Source organism: Alistipes onderdonkii, from assembly GCF_025145285.1.
Taxonomy (GTDB): Bacteria; Bacteroidota; Bacteroidia; order Bacteroidales; family Rikenellaceae; genus Alistipes; species Alistipes onderdonkii.
The window spans coordinates 151,224-169,353 of sequence record NZ_CP102251.1 but is presented as its reverse complement, the minus strand read 5'-3'; the positions used below and the strand labels follow the sequence as shown (position 1 = coordinate 169,353).

24 protein-coding genes, 1 tRNA gene and 1 pseudogene are annotated in these 18,130 nt (G+C 52.2%); 12 read left to right on the top strand and 14 right to left on the bottom strand.

From position 1 onward, the window contains the following. Nucleotides 1–22: 22 nt before the first annotated feature. Entirely contained in the window at nt 23–598 is a 576-nt protein-coding gene (locus tag NQ559_RS00785) for a DUF4294 domain-containing protein (RefSeq protein ID WP_026318281.1), read from the bottom strand. 215 nt (nt 599–813) lie between these two features. On the opposite strand from NQ559_RS00785, the gene NQ559_RS00780 reads away from it, so the two are divergent. Then, nucleotides 814–1,188, top strand: a complete 375-nt coding sequence (locus tag NQ559_RS00780) for a thioesterase family protein (protein ID WP_026318282.1) — start codon at nt 814–816, stop codon at nt 1,186–1,188. A 101-nt stretch (nt 1,189–1,289) separates the two neighbouring features. On the opposite strand, the gene nhaD is transcribed toward NQ559_RS00780, so the two are convergent. Then, nucleotides 1,290–2,627 (bottom strand): sodium:proton antiporter NhaD, encoded by a 1,338-nt coding sequence (nhaD, locus tag NQ559_RS00775; protein WP_018695403.1) that lies wholly within the window; start codon nt 2,625–2,627, stop codon nt 1,290–1,292. 187 nt (nt 2,628–2,814) lie between these two features. Here nhaD and NQ559_RS00770 point away from each other — a divergent pair. After that, nucleotides 2,815–2,885, top strand: a tRNA-Gln gene (locus NQ559_RS00770). A gap of 52 nt (nt 2,886–2,937) precedes the next feature. Here NQ559_RS00770 and NQ559_RS00765 read toward each other — a convergent pair. From NQ559_RS00765 to NQ559_RS00725, 9 genes are all read right to left on the bottom strand, one after another. Next, nucleotides 2,938–3,549: a hypothetical protein gene (locus tag NQ559_RS00765; protein ID WP_018695405.1), complete on the bottom strand. Its 612-nt coding sequence runs from the start codon at nt 3,547–3,549 to the stop codon at nt 2,938–2,940. Continuing rightward, on the bottom strand, nt 3,546–4,715 hold the full coding sequence (locus NQ559_RS00760; RefSeq protein WP_083923822.1) for a DUF4934 domain-containing protein: 1,170 nt from the start codon (nt 4,713–4,715) through the stop codon (nt 3,546–3,548). The genes NQ559_RS00765 and NQ559_RS00760 overlap by 4 nt, the downstream gene beginning before the upstream one ends. 18 nt (nt 4,716–4,733) lie before the next feature. Then, on the bottom strand, nt 4,734–5,060 hold the full coding sequence (locus tag NQ559_RS00755) for a hypothetical protein (RefSeq protein ID WP_154654003.1): 327 nt from the start codon (nt 5,058–5,060) through the stop codon (nt 4,734–4,736). Between the two features lie 301 nt (nt 5,061–5,361). Beyond that, complete coding sequence (locus NQ559_RS00750) at nt 5,362–5,544, bottom strand: hypothetical protein (protein ID WP_018695407.1); 183 nt, start codon at nt 5,542–5,544, stop codon at nt 5,362–5,364. Nucleotides 5,545–5,557: 13 nt separating this feature from the next. Continuing rightward, nucleotides 5,558–5,809 (bottom strand): GlsB/YeaQ/YmgE family stress response membrane protein, encoded by a 252-nt coding sequence (locus tag NQ559_RS00745; protein WP_018695408.1) that lies wholly within the window; start codon nt 5,807–5,809, stop codon nt 5,558–5,560. A 65-nt stretch (nt 5,810–5,874) separates the two neighbouring features. Beyond that, nucleotides 5,875–6,123, bottom strand: coding sequence for a TIGR03905 family TSCPD domain-containing protein (locus NQ559_RS00740; RefSeq protein WP_018695409.1), 249 nt, complete (start codon nt 6,121–6,123; stop codon nt 5,875–5,877). 357 nt (nt 6,124–6,480) lie between these two features. Then, nucleotides 6,481–6,801, bottom strand: a complete 321-nt coding sequence (yajC, locus tag NQ559_RS00735) for a preprotein translocase subunit YajC (RefSeq protein ID WP_018695411.1) — start codon at nt 6,799–6,801, stop codon at nt 6,481–6,483. Nucleotides 6,802–6,874: 73 nt separating this feature from the next. Next, a complete protein-coding gene (locus NQ559_RS00730) occupies nt 6,875–7,297 on the bottom strand; it encodes a DUF1573 domain-containing protein (RefSeq protein WP_018695412.1) in 423 nt (140 codons plus the stop codon). Between the two features lie 6 nt (nt 7,298–7,303). After that, complete coding sequence (locus NQ559_RS00725) at nt 7,304–8,239, bottom strand: transcription antitermination protein NusB (protein WP_018695413.1); 936 nt, start codon at nt 8,237–8,239, stop codon at nt 7,304–7,306. Nucleotides 8,240–8,323: 84 nt separating this feature from the next. Between NQ559_RS00725 and NQ559_RS00720 the strand changes: the two genes are divergently transcribed. The 4 genes from NQ559_RS00720 (at nt 8,324) to NQ559_RS00705 (ending at nt 11,050) form a co-directional block, all read left to right on the top strand. Next, complete coding sequence (locus NQ559_RS00720; protein ID WP_018695414.1) at nt 8,324–9,601, top strand: BaiN/RdsA family NAD(P)/FAD-dependent oxidoreductase; 1,278 nt, start codon at nt 8,324–8,326, stop codon at nt 9,599–9,601. Nucleotides 9,602–9,606: 5 nt separating this feature from the next. After that, complete coding sequence (locus tag NQ559_RS00715; protein ID WP_018695415.1) at nt 9,607–10,119, top strand: hypothetical protein; 513 nt, start codon at nt 9,607–9,609, stop codon at nt 10,117–10,119. Then, on the top strand, nt 10,116–10,667 hold the full coding sequence (locus NQ559_RS00710; protein ID WP_018695416.1) for a cob(I)yrinic acid a,c-diamide adenosyltransferase: 552 nt from the start codon (nt 10,116–10,118) through the stop codon (nt 10,665–10,667). Before NQ559_RS00715 ends, NQ559_RS00710 begins: the two co-directional genes overlap by 4 nt. A gap of 161 nt (nt 10,668–10,828) precedes the next feature. After that, nucleotides 10,829–11,050 carry a DUF2795 domain-containing protein gene (locus NQ559_RS00705; protein WP_018695417.1) on the top strand — a complete coding sequence of 74 codons (222 nt, stop codon included), beginning with the start codon at nt 10,829–10,831 and terminating at the stop codon, nt 11,048–11,050. A 293-nt stretch (nt 11,051–11,343) separates the two neighbouring features. Here NQ559_RS00705 and NQ559_RS00700 read toward each other — a convergent pair whose 3' ends face one another. Genes NQ559_RS00700 through NQ559_RS00690 form a run of 3 tightly spaced genes read right to left on the bottom strand, consistent with a single transcriptional unit; the run spans nt 11,344 to nt 13,421 of the window. Then, complete coding sequence (locus tag NQ559_RS00700; RefSeq protein WP_018695418.1) at nt 11,344–11,976, bottom strand: helix-turn-helix domain-containing protein; 633 nt, start codon at nt 11,974–11,976, stop codon at nt 11,344–11,346. Beyond that, complete coding sequence (locus NQ559_RS00695) at nt 11,960–12,967, bottom strand: hypothetical protein (RefSeq protein WP_018695419.1); 1,008 nt, start codon at nt 12,965–12,967, stop codon at nt 11,960–11,962. The genes NQ559_RS00700 and NQ559_RS00695 overlap by 17 nt, the downstream gene beginning before the upstream one ends. Nucleotide 12,968: 1 nt before the next feature. After that, the gene (locus tag NQ559_RS00690; RefSeq protein ID WP_018695420.1) at nt 12,969–13,421 is read right to left on the bottom strand and encodes a hypothetical protein; all 453 of its coding nucleotides are present in this window, start codon (nt 13,419–13,421) and stop codon (nt 12,969–12,971) included. Nucleotides 13,422–15,354: 1,933 nt separating this feature from the next. On the opposite strand from NQ559_RS00690, the gene NQ559_RS16055 reads away from it, so the two are divergent. The 6 genes and pseudogenes from NQ559_RS16055 (at nt 15,355) to NQ559_RS00670 (ending at nt 18,124) form a co-directional block, all read left to right on the top strand. Beyond that, nucleotides 15,355–15,585, top strand: coding sequence for a helix-turn-helix domain-containing protein (locus NQ559_RS16055; RefSeq protein WP_026318284.1), 231 nt, complete (start codon nt 15,355–15,357; stop codon nt 15,583–15,585). Beyond that, nucleotides 15,578–15,805, top strand: a complete 228-nt coding sequence (locus NQ559_RS00685) for a helix-turn-helix transcriptional regulator (RefSeq protein WP_018695422.1) — start codon at nt 15,578–15,580, stop codon at nt 15,803–15,805. The genes NQ559_RS16055 and NQ559_RS00685 overlap by 8 nt, the downstream gene beginning before the upstream one ends. A gap of 95 nt (nt 15,806–15,900) precedes the next feature. Beyond that, nucleotides 15,901–16,056: pseudogene (locus tag NQ559_RS16050) on the top strand (HNH endonuclease); the annotation flags it as partial. A gap of 99 nt (nt 16,057–16,155) precedes the next feature. Beyond that, entirely contained in the window at nt 16,156–16,767 is a 612-nt protein-coding gene (locus NQ559_RS00680; protein ID WP_244062175.1) for a hypothetical protein, read from the top strand. 882 nt (nt 16,768–17,649) lie between these two features. Further along, the gene (locus tag NQ559_RS00675) at nt 17,650–17,817 is read left to right on the top strand and encodes a helix-turn-helix domain-containing protein (RefSeq protein ID WP_083923824.1); all 168 of its coding nucleotides are present in this window, start codon (nt 17,650–17,652) and stop codon (nt 17,815–17,817) included. Between the two features lies 1 nt (nt 17,818). Then, nucleotides 17,819–18,124, top strand: coding sequence for a helix-turn-helix domain-containing protein (locus tag NQ559_RS00670; RefSeq protein ID WP_018695425.1), 306 nt, complete (start codon nt 17,819–17,821; stop codon nt 18,122–18,124). Nucleotides 18,125–18,130: the final 6 nt, after the last annotated feature.

The window sequence follows — 18,130 nt, the reverse complement described above, 5'->3', positions numbered from 1 at the left end:
GATCGGGTTTATCCCGGTTTGCCTACCGCAGCAGGCCGGCTTCGTAGTAAATTACGATCTGCTCGATCATCTTGTCTTCGTTGTCCTTGTCGTACTGCGATTTGAGGTTCTGCCCGAAAATCCGCGATACGCCCTGCCAAAACCCCGCTACGAATCCGCCCCGGAACTCCTTGAGCACCTCGTAGGCCGTATATTCGGTTTCGCGGTCGATCAGCTTGAGCAACACCTTGCCCTGCGTGCGGGTCATGTGTTTCAGCACGGGCGTATATTCGTCCTTGATCTGGTGGTATACCTGCCTGATGTACTCCTTCTGCGCCTTTTTGGTCGGCAGGCGGCATAATTCCTCTTCCATGTCGGCCATCCTGGCTTTCGCGACCTTGGCGATGGGGTAGACCTTCTTCACGGCGTCGACCAGCTTGCGGTAACGGCGCAGGTCGACGGGGCGGCTGAACACGTAGACCGGCAGGATGTGTACCAACGGTACCGAGTCGCCTTTTTCCACTGCCCATTCCTGATGCCAGAAACCGCGGCCTCCCTGCGCACGCACCCCGGGGGACACGGCGGCCAGCATTACCAGAATCAGGAGCCACTTTTTCATCTCGGTGAAAATCGTTATCTTTGCGAACGGCGGACTTTCGCGGGGCAGGCCGTGCCTTGTGCATTGCCCGCGGGTTTGCCTTTGAGCCCGGTTTGCATTATCTTTGCCGCGGACAAACCCGGCGGCGGTTCCGGAGCCCTCCTCCGTACGCAGCCTGCACGGCCACTGCAAAAGTAATTATTTATCGGATAAACGTATAAAGCGAATTGGATATTATGCTGGAAAAAGGATTGTCGGCCCAGAGCCGGACGACGGTGACGGCCGGAAATACCGCCGCGACGATGGGGTCGGGCGACCTCGAGGTTTTCGCCACGCCTTCGATGGTGGCGCTTATGGAGCATGCCGCCATGACGGCCGTAGCCGCGGCGCTCCCCGCGGGGGCTACGACCGTAGGGGCGGAGATGAACGTCACGCACATCAAGCCTTCGGGGTTGGGTGCCGAAATCACCGCCACGGCCGTGTTGACCGGTGTCGAGGGGCGCAAGCTGACCTTCAACGTCGGCGCCCGCGATGCCGAAGGGATGATCGGCGAGGGCGTACACATCCGCTACGTCGTGGATCGTGAGAAATTCATGGCCAAAGTCCGCTGACGTAGGTGGGGGACACCCGGCCGGCTGACGGGGTTTTACGCAAAACGCAACGGGCGCGGAAGCATTGCCTCCACACCCGTTATTCCGTTTCCCGCTGTCGGTCAGAGCCCGACCAGCAGGTGTTCGGCCAGGATCACCAGGATGCCTGACGCATAGCCTGCGAAGGCCAGCCAGGTGATCTTCTTGAAATACCATCCGAAATTGATCTTTTCGAGCCCCATCGCCACCACGCCGGCCGCCGAGCCGATGATCAGCAGGCTTCCGCCCACCCCGGCGCAGTAGGTCAGCAGGTGCCAGAACAGGCCGTCCTGTACGAACGACTGCATGTAGGCAGGGTCGGTGCTCGCGGCCACCGCCGCCGTGTCCATCACGGGGTACATACCCATGCAGGCGGCGACCAGCGGCACGTTGTCGATCACCGACGACAGTATGCCGATGACACCCGCTATGGTGAACACTTCGTGTACCTGTTTGTCGAGCCAGTTCGCCACGTCGGTCAGCACGCCTGCGGTTTGCAGCGCCGCCACCGACATCAGGATTCCCAGGAAGAAGAGGATCGTCGGCATGTCGATATGCTTGAGCACCTTCGTCACGCGGCATTTGATCGACTCCTCGATGCCGCGCTTGCGGTCGTAGATGATCTCCGTCAGAACCCACATCACACCCAGCGAGACCATCATGCCCATGTAGGGCGGCAGGTGCGTGATGCCCTTGAATACCGGTACGAACAGCAGGCTCAATACGCCCGTGATGAGGATGAATTTGCTCAGGCGCGGGCCCACGCCCACGGGCAGTTCCGCTTCGAACGTACTCTCGTCCACCGGGGCCGTATCCTCGTTGCGGACATACCGGGTGGCGATTGCCGTCGGGATGATGACCGAGACGATGCACGGCACGAAGAGCGTCCCCATCAGCGCTGCCGAGGTGACGTTGCCCCGCATCCACAGCATGATCGTCGTCACGTCGCCGATCGGTGACCAGGCGCCGCCGCTGTTGGCCGCGATGACGATCAGGCTGGCGTAGATCCAGCGCTCCTTCTGGTCGGCGATGATCCTCCGCAGGAGCATCACCATGATGATCGTGGTGGTCATGTTGTCCAGCGCCGCCGACATGAAGAAGGTGATCAGAGCCAGCAGCCACATCAGCTTGTGCTTGTTGCGGGTCTTGATGTGGTCTGTGATGACGTTGAAACCGCCGTGCGAGTCGATCAGGTCGACGATCGTCATGGCGCCGATCAGGAACACCAGTATCTCGCACGTGTCGCCCAGGTGGTCGACCATGTCGTGGCCGATGTTCGCGTCGTGGCCCAAGAGGCTGAAGATCGTCCAGATGGCGCCGCACATCAGCAGTGCGATGGCCGATTTGTCGACCTTAACTTTGTGCTCCAGCGCGATGAAGGCGTAGCCGACCACGAAGAGCAGGATCATTGTCAGGATCATATCTTATCGTATTAATCGTTCAGTTTCAGCAGGGCGCCTGCCGGCCCGTTGTCCGGCTTGTCGGCTCCATGCGTGCAAAAGTAATGAAATTCTTTCTTGCACACCTGCAAGAGTCGGGCATTTTTCCGTTTCCCGATTGTAAATTACGATTTTTTGCTTATCTTTGTCCCGCTTTCGAGCAACGGATTGAGCTGTGGTGTAATGGTAACACAGCAGATTTTGGTTCTGTCGTTCCAGGTTCGAGTCCTGGCAGCTCAACGAAATTAAGGCAAATTCCCCGCAATCATCATATTGCGGGGAATTTGCTGTTTTACCGGTTCCCGTATTTGTCTTTTATACAGGCCAGATATTGATTTGTCGTCGAGGGGCGGGATTTCTCCGGAATGAAAATATCGTGTACGGCACCTCGTTCGTCTATTATGCAGTAATAGGGGAGCAGTTTTTCATCCAGATCGAGTATTTTTTCCACATTCAACATCCGGAACCCCCATGGATTAATCCTCGGCCCCTGCCGCCTCATCTCCTGGATATTGTCATAGCGGGCAAGGAATACGACCGGAATATTCGAGCCTTCCAACTCCCTTGCGAGTTTATCCGCGCCGAATGAGATGCATTCGCCGCAGGCACGGTCGCAATAGCGGAATACCAGCGTCGGCTGGCGGACGATTGCCATGAGCGGGCAACGGATTCCTGCGGAATCTTCGGTCTCGCAGTCCCCGACAGGCAATCCGCCGTAACGGTAGTTTACATTCAGATTCGTGGCCGTGCAGTCTGCAATGTATTGGGACATGGTTAATTTGTCGATTATCCGGTCTTTCAATAGGATCTCTTCCTGCAGCCTGAAAACCCGCACCAACAATACCGCGTCGACGATGAAAAGAAGGGATAACAGACCGTAGGTCAATATTCTGTCCCATTTCATAGGTCGGGTTCCTTGAGCGTATAGAAAACCAGCACGGGATTGGCATCTTCGCCGATATTCTTCAATACCGGGTTGTCCGTTCCGTCCCGCTGGTATACCATCGGGACTACATAGGCGGGTACATGTGCGATGAACTGATCCTTCCAAGAACCCATAATTCCGACGAAAGCCATTTCAGCCAAGGCCCTGTCTCCGGATCTCGGGGTATTCTTAAGGAAATAGAGTTTCCGGCTCGTTTTTGAATAGCAATATCTGTCGATAGTCTTTGTAGGTGGCATGGAAACATCTACGAATAAAAAATTCTTTCCCGATATGAAATCACCGCCAAAGACAGGCGCTTTTACGCCCAGTTCTAAAATCTGCTCGTCAGTAAGATCCTCTGTCGGCAGTACGGGGCCTAATGCGGACTTATCCACATAATAAAGCGGTTGCAGGTCATGCCCATCAAGTCGGTAAATCGTATCGGTCATATTCGGATTCACCAATATTTCTTCGCCGTTCCATTTTACAAAAGGAACCGTAAAGCTGATTTTACGTTTTTTCGCTCGGTTGGTCAGTGCACTGGCCTTGATCTGGAACTTATTGTCCGTAAAAAAGAGCAGCCTGTTAGTGTCTTCACGTTTCTTAAAGATAGGATCTTGTTGGATATAGGCATTTGCATAACAGAGTAATTCATTCTTATTTAAATATTCCATACCTGTAAAACGGAAAGGAATTGGAGAAAAACGGATGAATTTACCGTCTAAACCATAGAATAATACTTTGCTTCCCATTTTATCGAGTACAGCCAGTAGCGGCTTCTGTCCCGGGGTCAGCGTCACATGGTCTATATGGTTGTATTCCTGTGGCCCCCGGCCGGGCCTGTATATTTCAGCGCAGGGGTTACCGTTGAGGTCGAAAATAAAAACTGTTTGCGCCCTCTCCTTGTCCACAACGATGATCCGGTCGTCGGTCACGAGCAACTGGTCTATATTACCCACGGGTTGCCGGGTTGTCCCCAGCGGCACATACCGGTAATCGGCGATAAAATCGGCAGGCGTGGCTTCGGTCTCCTTGGTCAATAGGAGCCGGGTCATCCCATCTGTATTCTGTGCAGTGTCCTGCCGGGTTCCGCATGAGGGGCACAGGCTGCACAGCAAAAATATAGCAATATATGATTTGTACATAACGTCGTCGATATCTAATTATGAACAAGGGTAGTAGGGCGTGCACGGCGTTGTATCCGTGCGTTCACAATATGTACCTTTTCTTTTGTCGAATTCTGTTACTATATGACCAGAAGGATCCATGTGATACTTTGGGCATTTAACCTCATATGTGCCATTCGGCCCGTAATATGCAATCACACTACCTTCGCCTCCCCCGATTCCTCCGGTTCCCCCTTCATCTTGAGTTAAGGCTTTTACGTTGACATCCAGCAGGGATTTAATGGGAGAAGTCAGTGACACGATCAGCGACGTAGTCGCAAAGATGGCGACCGCAATGGCCATCATGATTTTAAATGTTTTCATAAAAGTGGGTTGTATTTGGGTTGTTTGCTTATCGCAAATTAAATTAAAAATAAATGATTTTGCAAACATTGTGCGATATAAATAATAATATATTGATAACATTCCCTTGTTATGCCGAAATAATTCGTTTTGTTGGGGTGTTTTTAAATTAATTGATCTGATGCGAAGCAATTCGTGTGTTGAACCGAATAATCGGAGTGTCGCTTGCCGTCCCGGCTGTGCGGGAGGTGGTACAAAAAAAGGGGACTTATCGAGTCCCCTTTCCCGGTTTTACAGCCACAGCACCGGGTCGGTTTGGCGGTTATTTTTGCATATTCCCGTCCTGAATGTCGGCGGTTCCGGCAGTTTTTGCCGGCTCCTTGCCGTCCCCGTCGTTGTCGCCGCAATGGGTTGCGGCATCGAGCATTCCTGTCAGGAGATCCATGGTCTCCGCATTTTCCGCTTCTGCGGTGCCGGCGTGTCCGCCGTTTTTCATGTTGTCCATAATCGTTGCGGGTTTAACGGATTTTCTTGTGTGAGATGGCCGCGGCAATCCATAGCAGCACCACGGCGCCGATGACCGATGTGGCCAGGCTGCCCAGCGTGCCTGCCGGAACCAGCCCGAAGAACGAAAAGAGCCAGCCGCCGAGCACGCCGCCTACCAGCCCTACGACGAGGTTGACGATGAGCCCCGAGCCGCTGCCTTTGACAATGAGGTTGGCGATCCATCCGGATGCCAGGCCGAGCAGGAGATACCATACGAAATACATAGTTTTTCTGTTTTGATCTTATGCTCCGTCTGCAAAATCCGTTCCCGAACAGATGCTGCGTTGGTTCAGAGCGCCTGCCTGAGGGCTTTGGCCAGCTGGTCGGGGCACGACGTGCCCTTGCCGCGGCAGTCGATGCCTTCCAGCCGGGCTATCGCGTCGGCGGCTTTCATGCCGCGCACGAGCGCCGCTATGCCCTGCGTGTTGCCGTGGCAGCCGCCCGTGAACGTCACATTGCGGATGATGCCGTCTTCCAGTTCGATGTCGATCTGCCGGGAACAGGTGCCGAGGGTAGGGTAGGATATGTGTCGGGTCATGTGTATGCGTTGAAGAATCCGGATGCAAATATAACGATAAAACCGGTTGCATCTGCTGCCTTGTTTGCGCGTTCAGGATTTTTTGTCCCGAATTTTCTGGGGACGCCTTGCCGGCCGGCCGCGGATTTGGGCCAAAATCCCCGCAGGATCGTTTGCAGACATACGGGCATAAAAAAACATTGCCGAGAAAGAGGTAATCTGTAAGAGGCGCTTAGAAATTCCCCCCCCCCTCGACAATGTTGTTGGGACTGTGCCCGGGTTTCCCGGACAGGTATGCAAATGTAAAATAAAAAATTTGAACCTGCAAATAAAAAAGCTGCAAAAATTTGCAGCTTTTTTCATATCTGAAAGCGGTTTTTACTGGCGCTGAAGGTCGCTGTTGTCGGCTACGACCATGTTCTTGTCGATGCGCAGCGTGACGTTGCCGTCCACCTCGATCAGCAGGGTTGTCTCCTTGATCTCTTTCACCGTGCCGTAAATGCCGCCGGCGGTAATTACCTTGTCACCTTTTTTCAGGCCTTCGCGGAATGCCTGCATCTGCTTGCGGCGCTTGGATTCGGGTCGCCACATGAAGAGCCATAAAACCAGCACCATGAGGCCGATCATAATGATGAAACTGTACTGCTGCATGAAACCCGGCTGGGGCTCTACGGGCGGCACCTGAAGAAAATTAATCATACGTCGTTATGTTTTAAGTGTTTATTTCCGTTAACGGAACAAATATACGAAATATTGTCGAATACACAAATGTTTATTCCACTTCGGCCTCGATGAACAGCCTCAGGGGTTTCCGCCCGCCGGCGAATGCGATGTCCAGCGTCTTGAGCTGCCAGCCCCATTCGCCCCACGCATCGAAGGTGAGCGATACCTGCTGCGCATCGCCCGGCGTAATGGGCTGTGCATCATATCCGAGCGTCGTGCACCCGCAGCTGCGGTCGTATCGGGTGATGGCTACGGGCTTCGATGCCCGGTTTTCGATCCAGAGCCTGAGCACGGCCACCTCCCCCGAGTGCATGCGTCCGAAACGCACGGTATCCGTGCCGCCCGTGTCGAGGATCGTGTCCGTGACGGCGATAATCCGGCCTTTCCGCCCGGTCTCGCCGGTGCGTGCCTGCCGGGTGCCGCATGCCGCGGTCGTCACGGCCAGCGTCAGCAACAACACCTCGCGCAGCATCGGGACTCAGATAAGGCCGCGGCCGGCTTTCCTGATGCGGCCTTCGGCGGTGAGCGATTCGACGATCTTGTCCAGCACGCCGTTGATGAAGGTGCTGCTGCCGGGGGTCGAGTAGTATTTCGAAATCTCGATGTACTCGTCGAGCGTCACCTTGACGGGAATCGACGGGAACGAGGTCAGTTCGGCCATGGCCGTGCCGATGATCAGGTTGTCCATGAACACGATGCGTTCCACGTCCCAGTTGGCGGTGAACTTTTCGATGTAATCCTGGTAGGCATCGTAGTTGACCAGCGATTTTTCGAAAAGCGTCTTCACGAATTCGGGGTCTTCGTCGCTCTTGAACTTCGAGGGGACTTTCAGCTCGGTGTGCGACGGTTTTAGGCCCGAGAGCGAACGCAGGATCATCATCACGATGTAAGGCAGGTCGTCGCTCCAGAGGATCGACATCTCTTCCAGCTCGGTTTCCAGTGCCTCGCAGCTCTGCAGCTCCTTGAAGAAATCTTCGAGCAGCTTGCGGTCGTCGGCGAACGAGCGCTCCTCGCGCAGCATGTAATCCTTGAAATAGTCGCTTTCCGAGAGCTGTGTATAGAGCGTACGGATCAGCTCCGGATGGCGGCCCCAGCCCAGCTTGCGGGCGGCGATATGGTCGTTCACGGCATCGCTGTTGGCGATGACGCGGATCACCTGGTTGTCTACGAACTTGGTATTGGGGTTGAGGTCTTCGTATGTCGGCAGTTTTTTCTGTTTGGCCAGTTCCTGCCGCTGTTCGGCGTAGCGCGTCAGTTCCACGGGGAGGGTCAGGATCTGGAAATAGAGGTCGTAGGCCTTGTCTACGGACGCCATCAGCGTTTTTTCCGATGCCATCATGTTGTCGGCGCCCGATTTGAGGTGGGCGAACAGTGCCTTGACGACCTTTATACGGAGTAATCTTCTGCTCAACATATCTGTTTAGAACGGTTTTTTCGGCCGCAAAGATAGGAAAAATTTTTCCGGAAAGAAAGAATTATTGTCTATCTTTGCAGCCGTATGGAACAAATCGAAGAAAAAGAAATCCGGCCGTACGACGTGATCGTCATCGGGGCGGGGGCAGCGGGCATGATGGCCGCAGGTACGGCGGCGCGCGACGGCAAGCGTGTGCTGCTGATTGAGAAGATGGACAAGTCGGGCCGTAAAGTCCGTATCACGGGCAAAGGGCGCTGCAACGTCACCAACGCACGGCCGGCCGAGGAGTTCGCCGCGCAGGTGCGTACCAACGCGGAGTTTCTCGGACAGGCTTTTGCCGAGTTCAATAACCGCGCCGCCATCCGTTTCTTCGAAAAGGCCGGGGTGAAGCTCGACATCGAACGCGGCGAGCGCGTCTTTCCCAAGAGCGGCAAGGCGTGGGACATCGCCAATGCGCTGTTGGAATATTGCTACGAGAACGGCGTGAAGATCATTTATAATACGCGCGTGACGGAGATCATGACCCTGGGCGACAAGGTCTTCGGCGTCCGCTATATCAACAGGCGCGGTTTCGAACGCAAGGAGGAGTGTCCGCAGGTGATCGTCGCCACGGGCGGCGTTTCCTATCCCGCCACGGGTTCCACGGGCGACGGCTACACCTTTGCGGCCGACCTGGGACATACCGTCGAGCCTGTGCGCCCTTCGCTGACGCCGCTCGTTTCGTCGCATCCGCAGATCGGTTACCTCGACGGCCTGTTGCTGAAAAACATCAGGGCCGTGCTCCATATCGACGGCGAACCCGTGCGCGAGGAGTTCGGCGAACTGGGCTTCTCCGAGCGCGGCATCGAGGGTGCCGTGGCGCTGCGCATGAGCCGCGATGCGGTCGACGCACTGATCGACGGGCGCCGCGTGAAACTGGTCGTCGACCTGAAGCCTGCGCTCACGGAGGAAATCCTGCACGAGCGTATCGCCCGCGAGATAGCCGGGATGGAACCCACGGAGTTTTTCGGCGAACTGCTGCGCAAGCTGGTGCCGAAACCCCTGGTGATGCCGCTGGCGCAGGAACTGGACATCCATTCCAAGAATTACGTCGGCAAGCTCACCGAAGAGGAGATAACCCGCCTTATAAAGACGCTCAAGGGATTCACTTTCCCCATCACGGACTATGCGCCGTTCGAATACGCCATCGTGACGGCCGGGGGCGTTTCCTGCGCCGAGGTCAACCCCTATACCATGGAATCGCTGAAGGTTCGGGGGCTCTATTTCGCGGGCGAAGTGCTCGACCTCGATGCGAATACGGGCGGTTATAACCTCCAGATCGCCTTTTCGACGGGGCGTCTTGCGGGACTGTTGAAAAAATAACGGTTATGGGGATCGGCGGCCATAAACTCGGTTTGAAATTTTACGGGCGGGTCACTGAGCTGCGTAACAGGCTCTCCCGGGCCCGTTTCTTCCGTGGGCACGGCGTGCATTCGCCTTTCGTATACGACGTCGTGCGTAATGTGTTCATGCGCGATACGCTGCTTCCCGGCGACCGGGCGTTGTTCCGCGAACTGCTCGCGGCTGGAGTGCCCGAACGCCGCGCCGTGCAGCTGCAAAATCTGGCGATCCATTGCGGTTACGCCTCTTTTGGCCTGAATCGTGCGGATGCGGAGTTCTGCATAGCGACGCGCGGACTGTCCCGGGCGGAGACGCTCGCGCTGGTCGGCGATGCGGCCGCCGCCGGGAATACGGTAGCGGTCATGTCCCCCTACGACGGGCGTGAACGCCGGGCCATGTGCCTGCAAATCGTCGCGGCGCACCGTTCGACGACGGTGGACAACCGCGGTTACCTGCTGGTTTTCAATAATAATTTGCCGAAACAACACTTCCGGATATGAAAGTATACACGAAAAAAGGCGATAAGGGGTTGACCTCCCTTGTCGGCGGCGAACGGGTCTTCAAGACCGATGAACGGGTCGAGGCTTATGGCACGGTGGACGAATTGGCGGCCTTTGCGGCCTTGCTCGGAGACAACATGCGTGCGGAAGCTGCGCTGTCGCCCTATGTCGATGACCTGAACCGCATCCTGTCACGCCTGATGACCGTCGAGGCATTGCTGGCATGCGGAAAAACAGGGTGCGGGAAGGTTGCGCCGCTGGCTCCCGAGGCCGTCACCTGGCTCGAAGGCCGTATCGACGCGATGCAGGACGCGCTCAAACCGATCGACAAATTCACGATCCCGGGCGGCAACGCCGTCGTTTCGATGTGCCACGTGTGCCGTACGGTCTGCCGACGTGCCGAGCGTGCCGCGCTGCGTGCCGATGAAAAATACGGCACGGATGCCACGGTGCTGATGTGGCTGAACCGCCTTTCCGATTATTTTTACCTGCTCGGGCGCACGCTCACAGAGCATTACGGTGTCGAGGAGACCCTGTGGATTCCGTAAGTCGTTGTCCGGCAGCTTGTTGATATGTGCGTGCGGATGTTTTGTAATTTTTTCTTTGTTTTTCTCGTTTTTTTTATACTTTTGCAAATCAGTGATAGCGGAATAGCGATTGTCGCCTGATGTTAATCCGCTGATATTTGGGAACTTAAAAACTTGGAACTATGTACTGGACACTTGAATTGGCATCGAAGCTGGAAGATGCTCCCTGGCCCGCTACGAAAGATGAACTGATTGACTATGCTGTGCGTTCGGGTGCGTCTCTCGAAGTGCTCGAAAATCTGCAGGAAATAGAGGACGAGGGTGAGATTTACGAATCTATCGAAGATATTTGGCCCGACTACCCGTCGAAAGACGATTTCTTCTTCAACGAAGAGGAGTATTAAACTTGACGAGCGCTCGGATGAGCCGTTAAAAAGAGCAAGCAGCCCCATCGGGACAGTCCTTTAATAATTGCAACAGATTGATTATTCGGTCTGTTGCAATTTTATTTTTGGGCAGAGGTAACGATTAGGCAACGGTTCTTTTTTCTGTCAGTTGCTTTAAATTAATAGCATTAAATAACTGATATAAAGGTAATAATAAAAATTAACAAATGCAATTAATTCCCTTTTTATCGTTACTGATAGTATCCGTTATATGGTTAGACATTTATTCTGTTGAATCCCCATTTCTATCCTTACCACCTTTTCACCGTTGCGCAAACCTTCCAGAGTGATTCGACTGCGGCACAATCGACGAGCTCCGGGTCTTGGTTCTCAGGGACAAGACCTACCATCTGAATACAGTCCATATAGGCTTTTCGTTCGAGGAACCTGAATAACCGTTCCCCTTTGTAGTCGATCAGATACAGGCCGCTTCCTGTCCCCACGTTTTCGAGCGGCTGTCTGCGGAACAACAAAATCGTATCGCGGAGGAAAAACGGCACCTCCAAAGAACCGCCATTGCAGGGAACTGCGCACTGCGCGCCGTTCGCGGCCGCCTTGGAAATGATGAACTGCTCTTCGGCAGCATCCTCCAAAAACCGTATCGTCCACATGTCATGGTACAGCGGGAGAACCGTTAAGGCCTCTCTGTTATTGTCCATCACTTCGGGTTCCCCGCATATCAGCCATGAAATCGAGTATTTCGGGAACTTCCGGTGAATCCTGCGTGCTACGTCGAGGCTTATTTTGTTGCGTCCCCGCTTGATCTGATAGAGATTCTCCCCGTGCCGCAGTCCGATGTATTTTGCAAAATAATTTGCCGACATATCGGCATGCTTCAGCACCTTTTCGATCCGCTGCCAACAGTCGTTACTCTTCTTTTCCATCCGCTGAAGGTGTATTTCCCGGCTCCGAATCGCAAAGCCGCGTTTCCGGCTTCTCCAGACGATCCATCCATCCGAACTGTTTGAATATTTTGTCGTAGTTGTCGAAGTCGAGCAGGTCGAAGCATCCGGTGTCGATCCCTCTGCGGCGGCATACCGCCAACAGTTTCAGCAGCCGCCGAAATTGCCGGAAGCGGCTGTTTATCTCTTCGCAGGCCGCACTTCCCGGCTCTGTCAGCAGACGGTGGTAGACGATATAAGCCGCCGTGAAGACCTTGTAAAGCAGGTAATGCGCTTTGTCCGTATCCCGTCGGCCGAACAGGTCTGCAAGTTCCTCCTGCACTCCGAACTCCATGAAATTGCCCGGCAGGTCGGCATTTGCGAGCCACTTGTCGAGCAACTCCTGCGGGAGTTTGTCCGTCATCACGCGGAACCCGCTGCGACGGATGTACTCGATGCTCTGATGCAAGTCGAGCATCGGCTCCATGCTCACGGGTGCGGAAACCGAAAACCCCTCCATGATGTAGCGCACGAGCGGCTGCCGGCCCTTTTTCATGCGGACTTTCCGGGCGAAGTCGTCCCGGATGTATTGCGGAACCCGGAACGTCGAGTAGACGATCTGGTCGCAGCGCTCGATGAACCGCTGATGATAGCCGGGTAACTTGTTCGAAGAGAGTGTGTCGGGAACCACCTCGTAGCCGTCTGCGACGTCGAGCCGCCTTTTGCGCTCGCGGGCCGATTGGCTCGGACTGTTTTTCTTGTAAATGCGCTCCTCCTGCTCCGTGATGACCGGAACCAGCCGCAGCCCCGGAAGCAGGTTGCCGATCTCCAGCACGCGCCCGGCCATGAGCCGGTCAGCCTCGCGCCGGAGCGTCACCATCACCCGCACCTCGCCGTGTTGTTGCAGGGTGCGTAGTATCAGTGTGTCCATGTAGTCGCATATGTGCTCCGTGTAGGCGAAATGCCCCAGAAATCCGATCGTGTATGCTCCCATGTCAGCTTACGGTTTCGGGCAGCATCCGGAATAACCACTCCGTGACCCCCAGACGCCGCCGTATGGTGTCGTACTGCTCCGTGTTCAGGATATTCACCGCCGGAAGCGGACGCCCGTCGCGCCGTGCGCAGGCGATGTAACGCAACACATGCTGGAACTCCAGCCAGCGGTGGCGGAAGTCGGGGATGGCGTCGATGGACGACGCGGGCGGCAGTTCGGGATGGTGCTCCATGTAGGTGAAGACAAGGACGTACATCGAAAGGTAATACGTCCTAAACTCCGGACTGCGGGGCGACTGCGGGCCGCAGTAACGACCCTCCCTGATCTGCGGTTCGGGAACCAGCCACAAGCGTAGCAACTCGTCCGGAAGCTCCGCGGGCGTCAGCCTAAAATCGTGCGCACGCAGGAAATCCAATGTCGTCTGCAAGGGGTTATTCTTTGGGTCGTGTTTCATGTCTTCGCTTTTTTAAGAATGGTGCCGGAGCCGCTAAACCCCGACACCAAAACCCGGCGAACCGGGGAAAAACATTAAAAAAAGCCGGGTTTAACCACTACCCGACTTTGGCAGTGAAACGACAAAAACCGGGCCGGGGCTGACCGTACGCATTGGGGACTGTGCACGGCGGCGGCCGGCCCGGAACCGTCCGGGGGAATAAACTTGTGTTAGTGACGCACCTTTACACCGGACGGGAAAATGAGACCGTACGCCGCACAGCGGAGCCGGAAGAGAGAGAAACGGAGTCTGCCGCCTGCTCCCGGCCGGGAAGCAGGTGTAATCCGCACACGTGGCGGCAGAACTCCGTTTGGGATAGCATGAAAAGCGGAAACGGGCAGCGAAATTTTCAGGTTGCAAAAGGCTGCTCACGCAGGGTTGGTTCGGGGTGTTGCTTGAATCTCGTCGATTCTCCCGCGTACTGCCCGTTTCCGCAGTGATAACGGGGACGGAGGATATGAGCCTCCGCACCCCGACCCTATTTTTTCTGTTTATTCTACCCTCTCTTGAGGTCGGATTCGACAACGAATATTGGAAAAAATTAGGGTTTTGATGCCGGGAAAGGATAGGCCGGCGGGGTTTGCCGTCGCATTGTTTACCAGATCGTAGGGCCGCACCGCCTATCCTTATGCAAACAACCCCGGCAAATGTCATGGCGGCTCGGGCTTCCTTACAGTCTCCCGAAGTTACAATAACCTCAAATTTAACCTTTTTAAAATATATTGGCCGTGGCAGATTGCCGGGGTAAAACTTCGAGAAAAAAACGGGGCGCAGGTTGATCGGGCCTGCGGCCCCGACCCTAAAATTATGCAGCCGACTCTGCGGCCCGTTTTCCAATGGGGCATAATTTTTAGGGGTGGTAACGCGACAAGCCGGCAAAATGTCGACAAGCGGAGCGTACGGCTCCGGGGAAGAAATTTCCGATTGGGAGTCGGTAGATCCCCTTGCGGGGTTTGGAGTAGAAATCCCGGCATACGGCACGGCAATTCCCGCCGACCAGGGGCCGACGGACGCAAAAAACGCTTCCTTCTTATGATTGATTTGCCGTGACATTGTAACCGGGGTTGTGCTGGTGACTGAAAGAATCCCCAAAAAAGGGGCATAGGTATACTATTCTCGAACGTCCGGCCTCGCGAGCCTTACCAATCAAAACAGCCCTTGCGTCCACGGCATACCATAGTCTATGGTAAAACCGAGGAACACAAGCCTGCTTTCTGACTGGGAAACACCATCCGAAGATGGGCGCGCGTTTGACGTTCAGATCAGCAGGATTGTCCCTAATATGTCACGGTTTCCACCGTGTATGACGACGCAAAGATAACATAACTTTCAGTTTTAAGGTTATGCCATCCGTCGAAAAATTGCCTCGTTAATAAAGATAGCATGAACTCCGACACTCGGAATCCATGCTATCCGTAAAAACTAACGGGCGGAGGGGCAGTTGCATTATACGCAATAACAAGGTCCTGGAAAACCCAATCCGACAATATAACACAAAAGCCCACGCCCGTTAGGGGGTCGTATGCTTACTGATAAACACCTCGCCCTTTCGGGCATAGGCCGACACTCTTACGAATGTCTTTTGCTTGCCGCGGATTAAAAAACTTTCCAGGTTTAGTTATTGCGACAAACCGCTCCCCGCCTTGCGACGGATTGCACCTCAAATATAGTCATTTTTTTATCCTAGCAACAATAAAAACACATTTTTCTTCGAGAAAAATGTCTGCATAATTATTGCAACACAACTATTTACGGTTCAAATATATAAACAATTCGTCACAATAAAGGCGGCTTATTCGTTGAATGTAAGAAATTTATGCAAATATATATTAAGCATAGTATTAGCTATGCTTCATTCAATAAACGATGAGTAGTAATTGCTGTCCTTTGTACTATGAGTAGTCAGCGATACAATGAAAAGCTAATAAAAGCAGTCGGTTTGAGACTTCGACTGATACGGGAGGCAAAAATGTTGTCCCAAGAAAAAGTGTTGTTTCAAACCAATATCCATCTATCGAATATCGAAAACGGTCACAAGAATATAACCATCGGGACATTAGTTGAACTTTGCCACACCTATCAAATTAAATTAAAGGATTTTTTCAAAGGGCTTGAATATGATTAATCTGGAACGTAATGAAGATGCCCTGCGTAAAATTGCGGCAAAATTTAGACTACTTCGTCGCAAAGCCGAATTGAAACAGAAAGATGTTGCCAAGGAAACAGGGCTGAACATTGGCAATATTGAAGCAGCGAGAATCAATCTTAATCTTACATCACTCGAAGTCCTCTGTCGATATTATGGACTGACACTCGAAAAGTTCTTCGACGATATTGATTTATAGCCGATATAATCTGCCGGGGATGATCGAACGGACAGATTGTTGCTACATTCTGAACAAAAGTTCTTAGCGTCATTTATCCAGTCTGTTATTGACCAATGAGTATATGTATTTTTTGCCATAAAGATTCCTCTGGGTCAAAAAGTCTCGAACATATAATTCCCGAATCACTTGGGAATAAAAAATGGGTATTACCTAAAGGATATGTATGTGATGCGTGTAATAATTATTTTGCCCGGAAAATAGAGAAAGAATTATTAGAACAACCATATTTTGTATCACTTCGATTTCGGAAGGAGATTCTTACCAAGAAAAATAGGCTGGTTAAACAGCATATGATATTTCCGGGGGCAATGAAAGCTACCGATGTCATTATGCTTTCTACACCAGATGGAGTATTAGCTTCATTTGATGATGAAGAAATATATGAAAAAATTAAGACTGGAAATTGTCATCAAATGATTGCCCCATATTTACCAGAGCCAGATTTTCCTAATGAAAAAATGTCTCGCTTTCTTGCAAAATGTGCATATGAATATTTTCTGTACAATATGGGAGAAGAAAAATTTGATTTATGTGTCCAAGAATTCATGGCAAATAAAGAAGGCAAATCTATATTAGATGCAATTAGGAAATATGCTCGATATGGCAAAGGTGAATATTGGCAATACAGCCAACGTCGAATATATCCTGAAAGTGCGTTATTTGTCGATTCAAAAAAGAAACCCTATGAAATTTTGCATGAGATGAAATTATTTGTGAAGGAATTAACGCATAAGGAAAATAACCAGATAGAAGCGGAAATTTATTTTATATTAGCAATATGTGGAATAGAATACTCGATATGTCTATCTGATCCAGATATATCAGAATACAATCAATGGTTAAAGGAGAATAATTATAAATCACCTTTAGTAAATGAATCAGAAAAAATGTTACCATATATTTACCCCAATTTAATTTAAATATTATGGCTTTAGTGACTATCAGTTCTAATATGTCTGATAGCTAAAATGAGATTGCTTGTCACAACTGTATTTTGCGTATCATGATTAATAGAAAGCCATCAAAGTAAACTAACGAGATATTTGAAAAACTCGGACACGTTTGACCTTGTTGTCCGCCGAAATTAAGTAAGCCTGTTGACACTTAATTTGTTTTAGACAATAAGAACGACTCTCGTTTTTGCTTACTACGATTTTAAAGTATATGTTGATTTCTCAATGACGTGACTTTAAAGCGTCATTTCAGCCCCGCAGGGCGAGCACCTTTGTCGGACAAACGCCAGTTTGTCCGACAAAGGTACAGCTCGCTACCGTCTCCGCGACGGTAAAACGCAATCGCAGAACAACTTGCGAAGCCCCATTATGCCAAAGGTCTGCGGGTAACATCTCGTACTGCAATGATACGACGGATTTCAAGGCTTTGCAAGACGCGTGAACGGCCTGGAGCGGCCAGCCGTCCGGTTCGCCAAAGAGGGGTATTATCTTCGGCCCGTGAGTGATTTCAGTGTTAGAAACCAATCAGCGAAAGAATGATTTCTGCGGCTGCCACTATTCAGCGACAGGGTGATTTCAGTATGTGGGTGATTTCAGACTATGATTGATTTCAGTGTGAGGCTGATTTCAGTATGAGGTTGAAATCAATCGCTGAAATCAATCAGCATGAGGTTGATTTCAGACATAGACAGATTTCACTCGTTAATGTTTTATTAAACCTAAAATGCTATGGGAATTTTATGTATGGATGAGCGCGTATGAAGAGCGCTTACGGAACGGCTGAAAACTTTGGACATGGAGTCGCGGCAACTTCGGAAACGGTTTGATTCCGGCTCTCCCGACCCCTGACTGGACGGACAAGAGGTATGCCAGGCATTACGAATTACCAAACGCACCCTGCAAAGTTACCGGGACAAGGGACTATTGGGCTGTTCCACGGTCGGTGGTAAGTACTATTACCGCGAAAAAGACGTGACCGAGTTTTTACAGGCACGAACAGCTAAAAAGGAGATATAATATGTCATCTGATTATTTAACACTGGAAAGCGAAGAGGTCAAAGTCTTTTTCACTTCTATCGACCGATCCGTCGAAACCTTGCAACTGGCGGACAAAAATTACCGGCCCGCGATCGGTTCGGAACACTACTTGTCGAGCGAAGAAGTTTGCGACTTGCTACATATTTCATCCCGGACGCTTCAAACATTGCGCGACAGACGGCAAATACCATTTACTATGATCAGTGATCGTAATATTCTTTATCCGGAAACGGGCATCCGGGAAATGTTGATGGAAAATTACAAACCGATCAAAAACCATTTCTAATTTAAA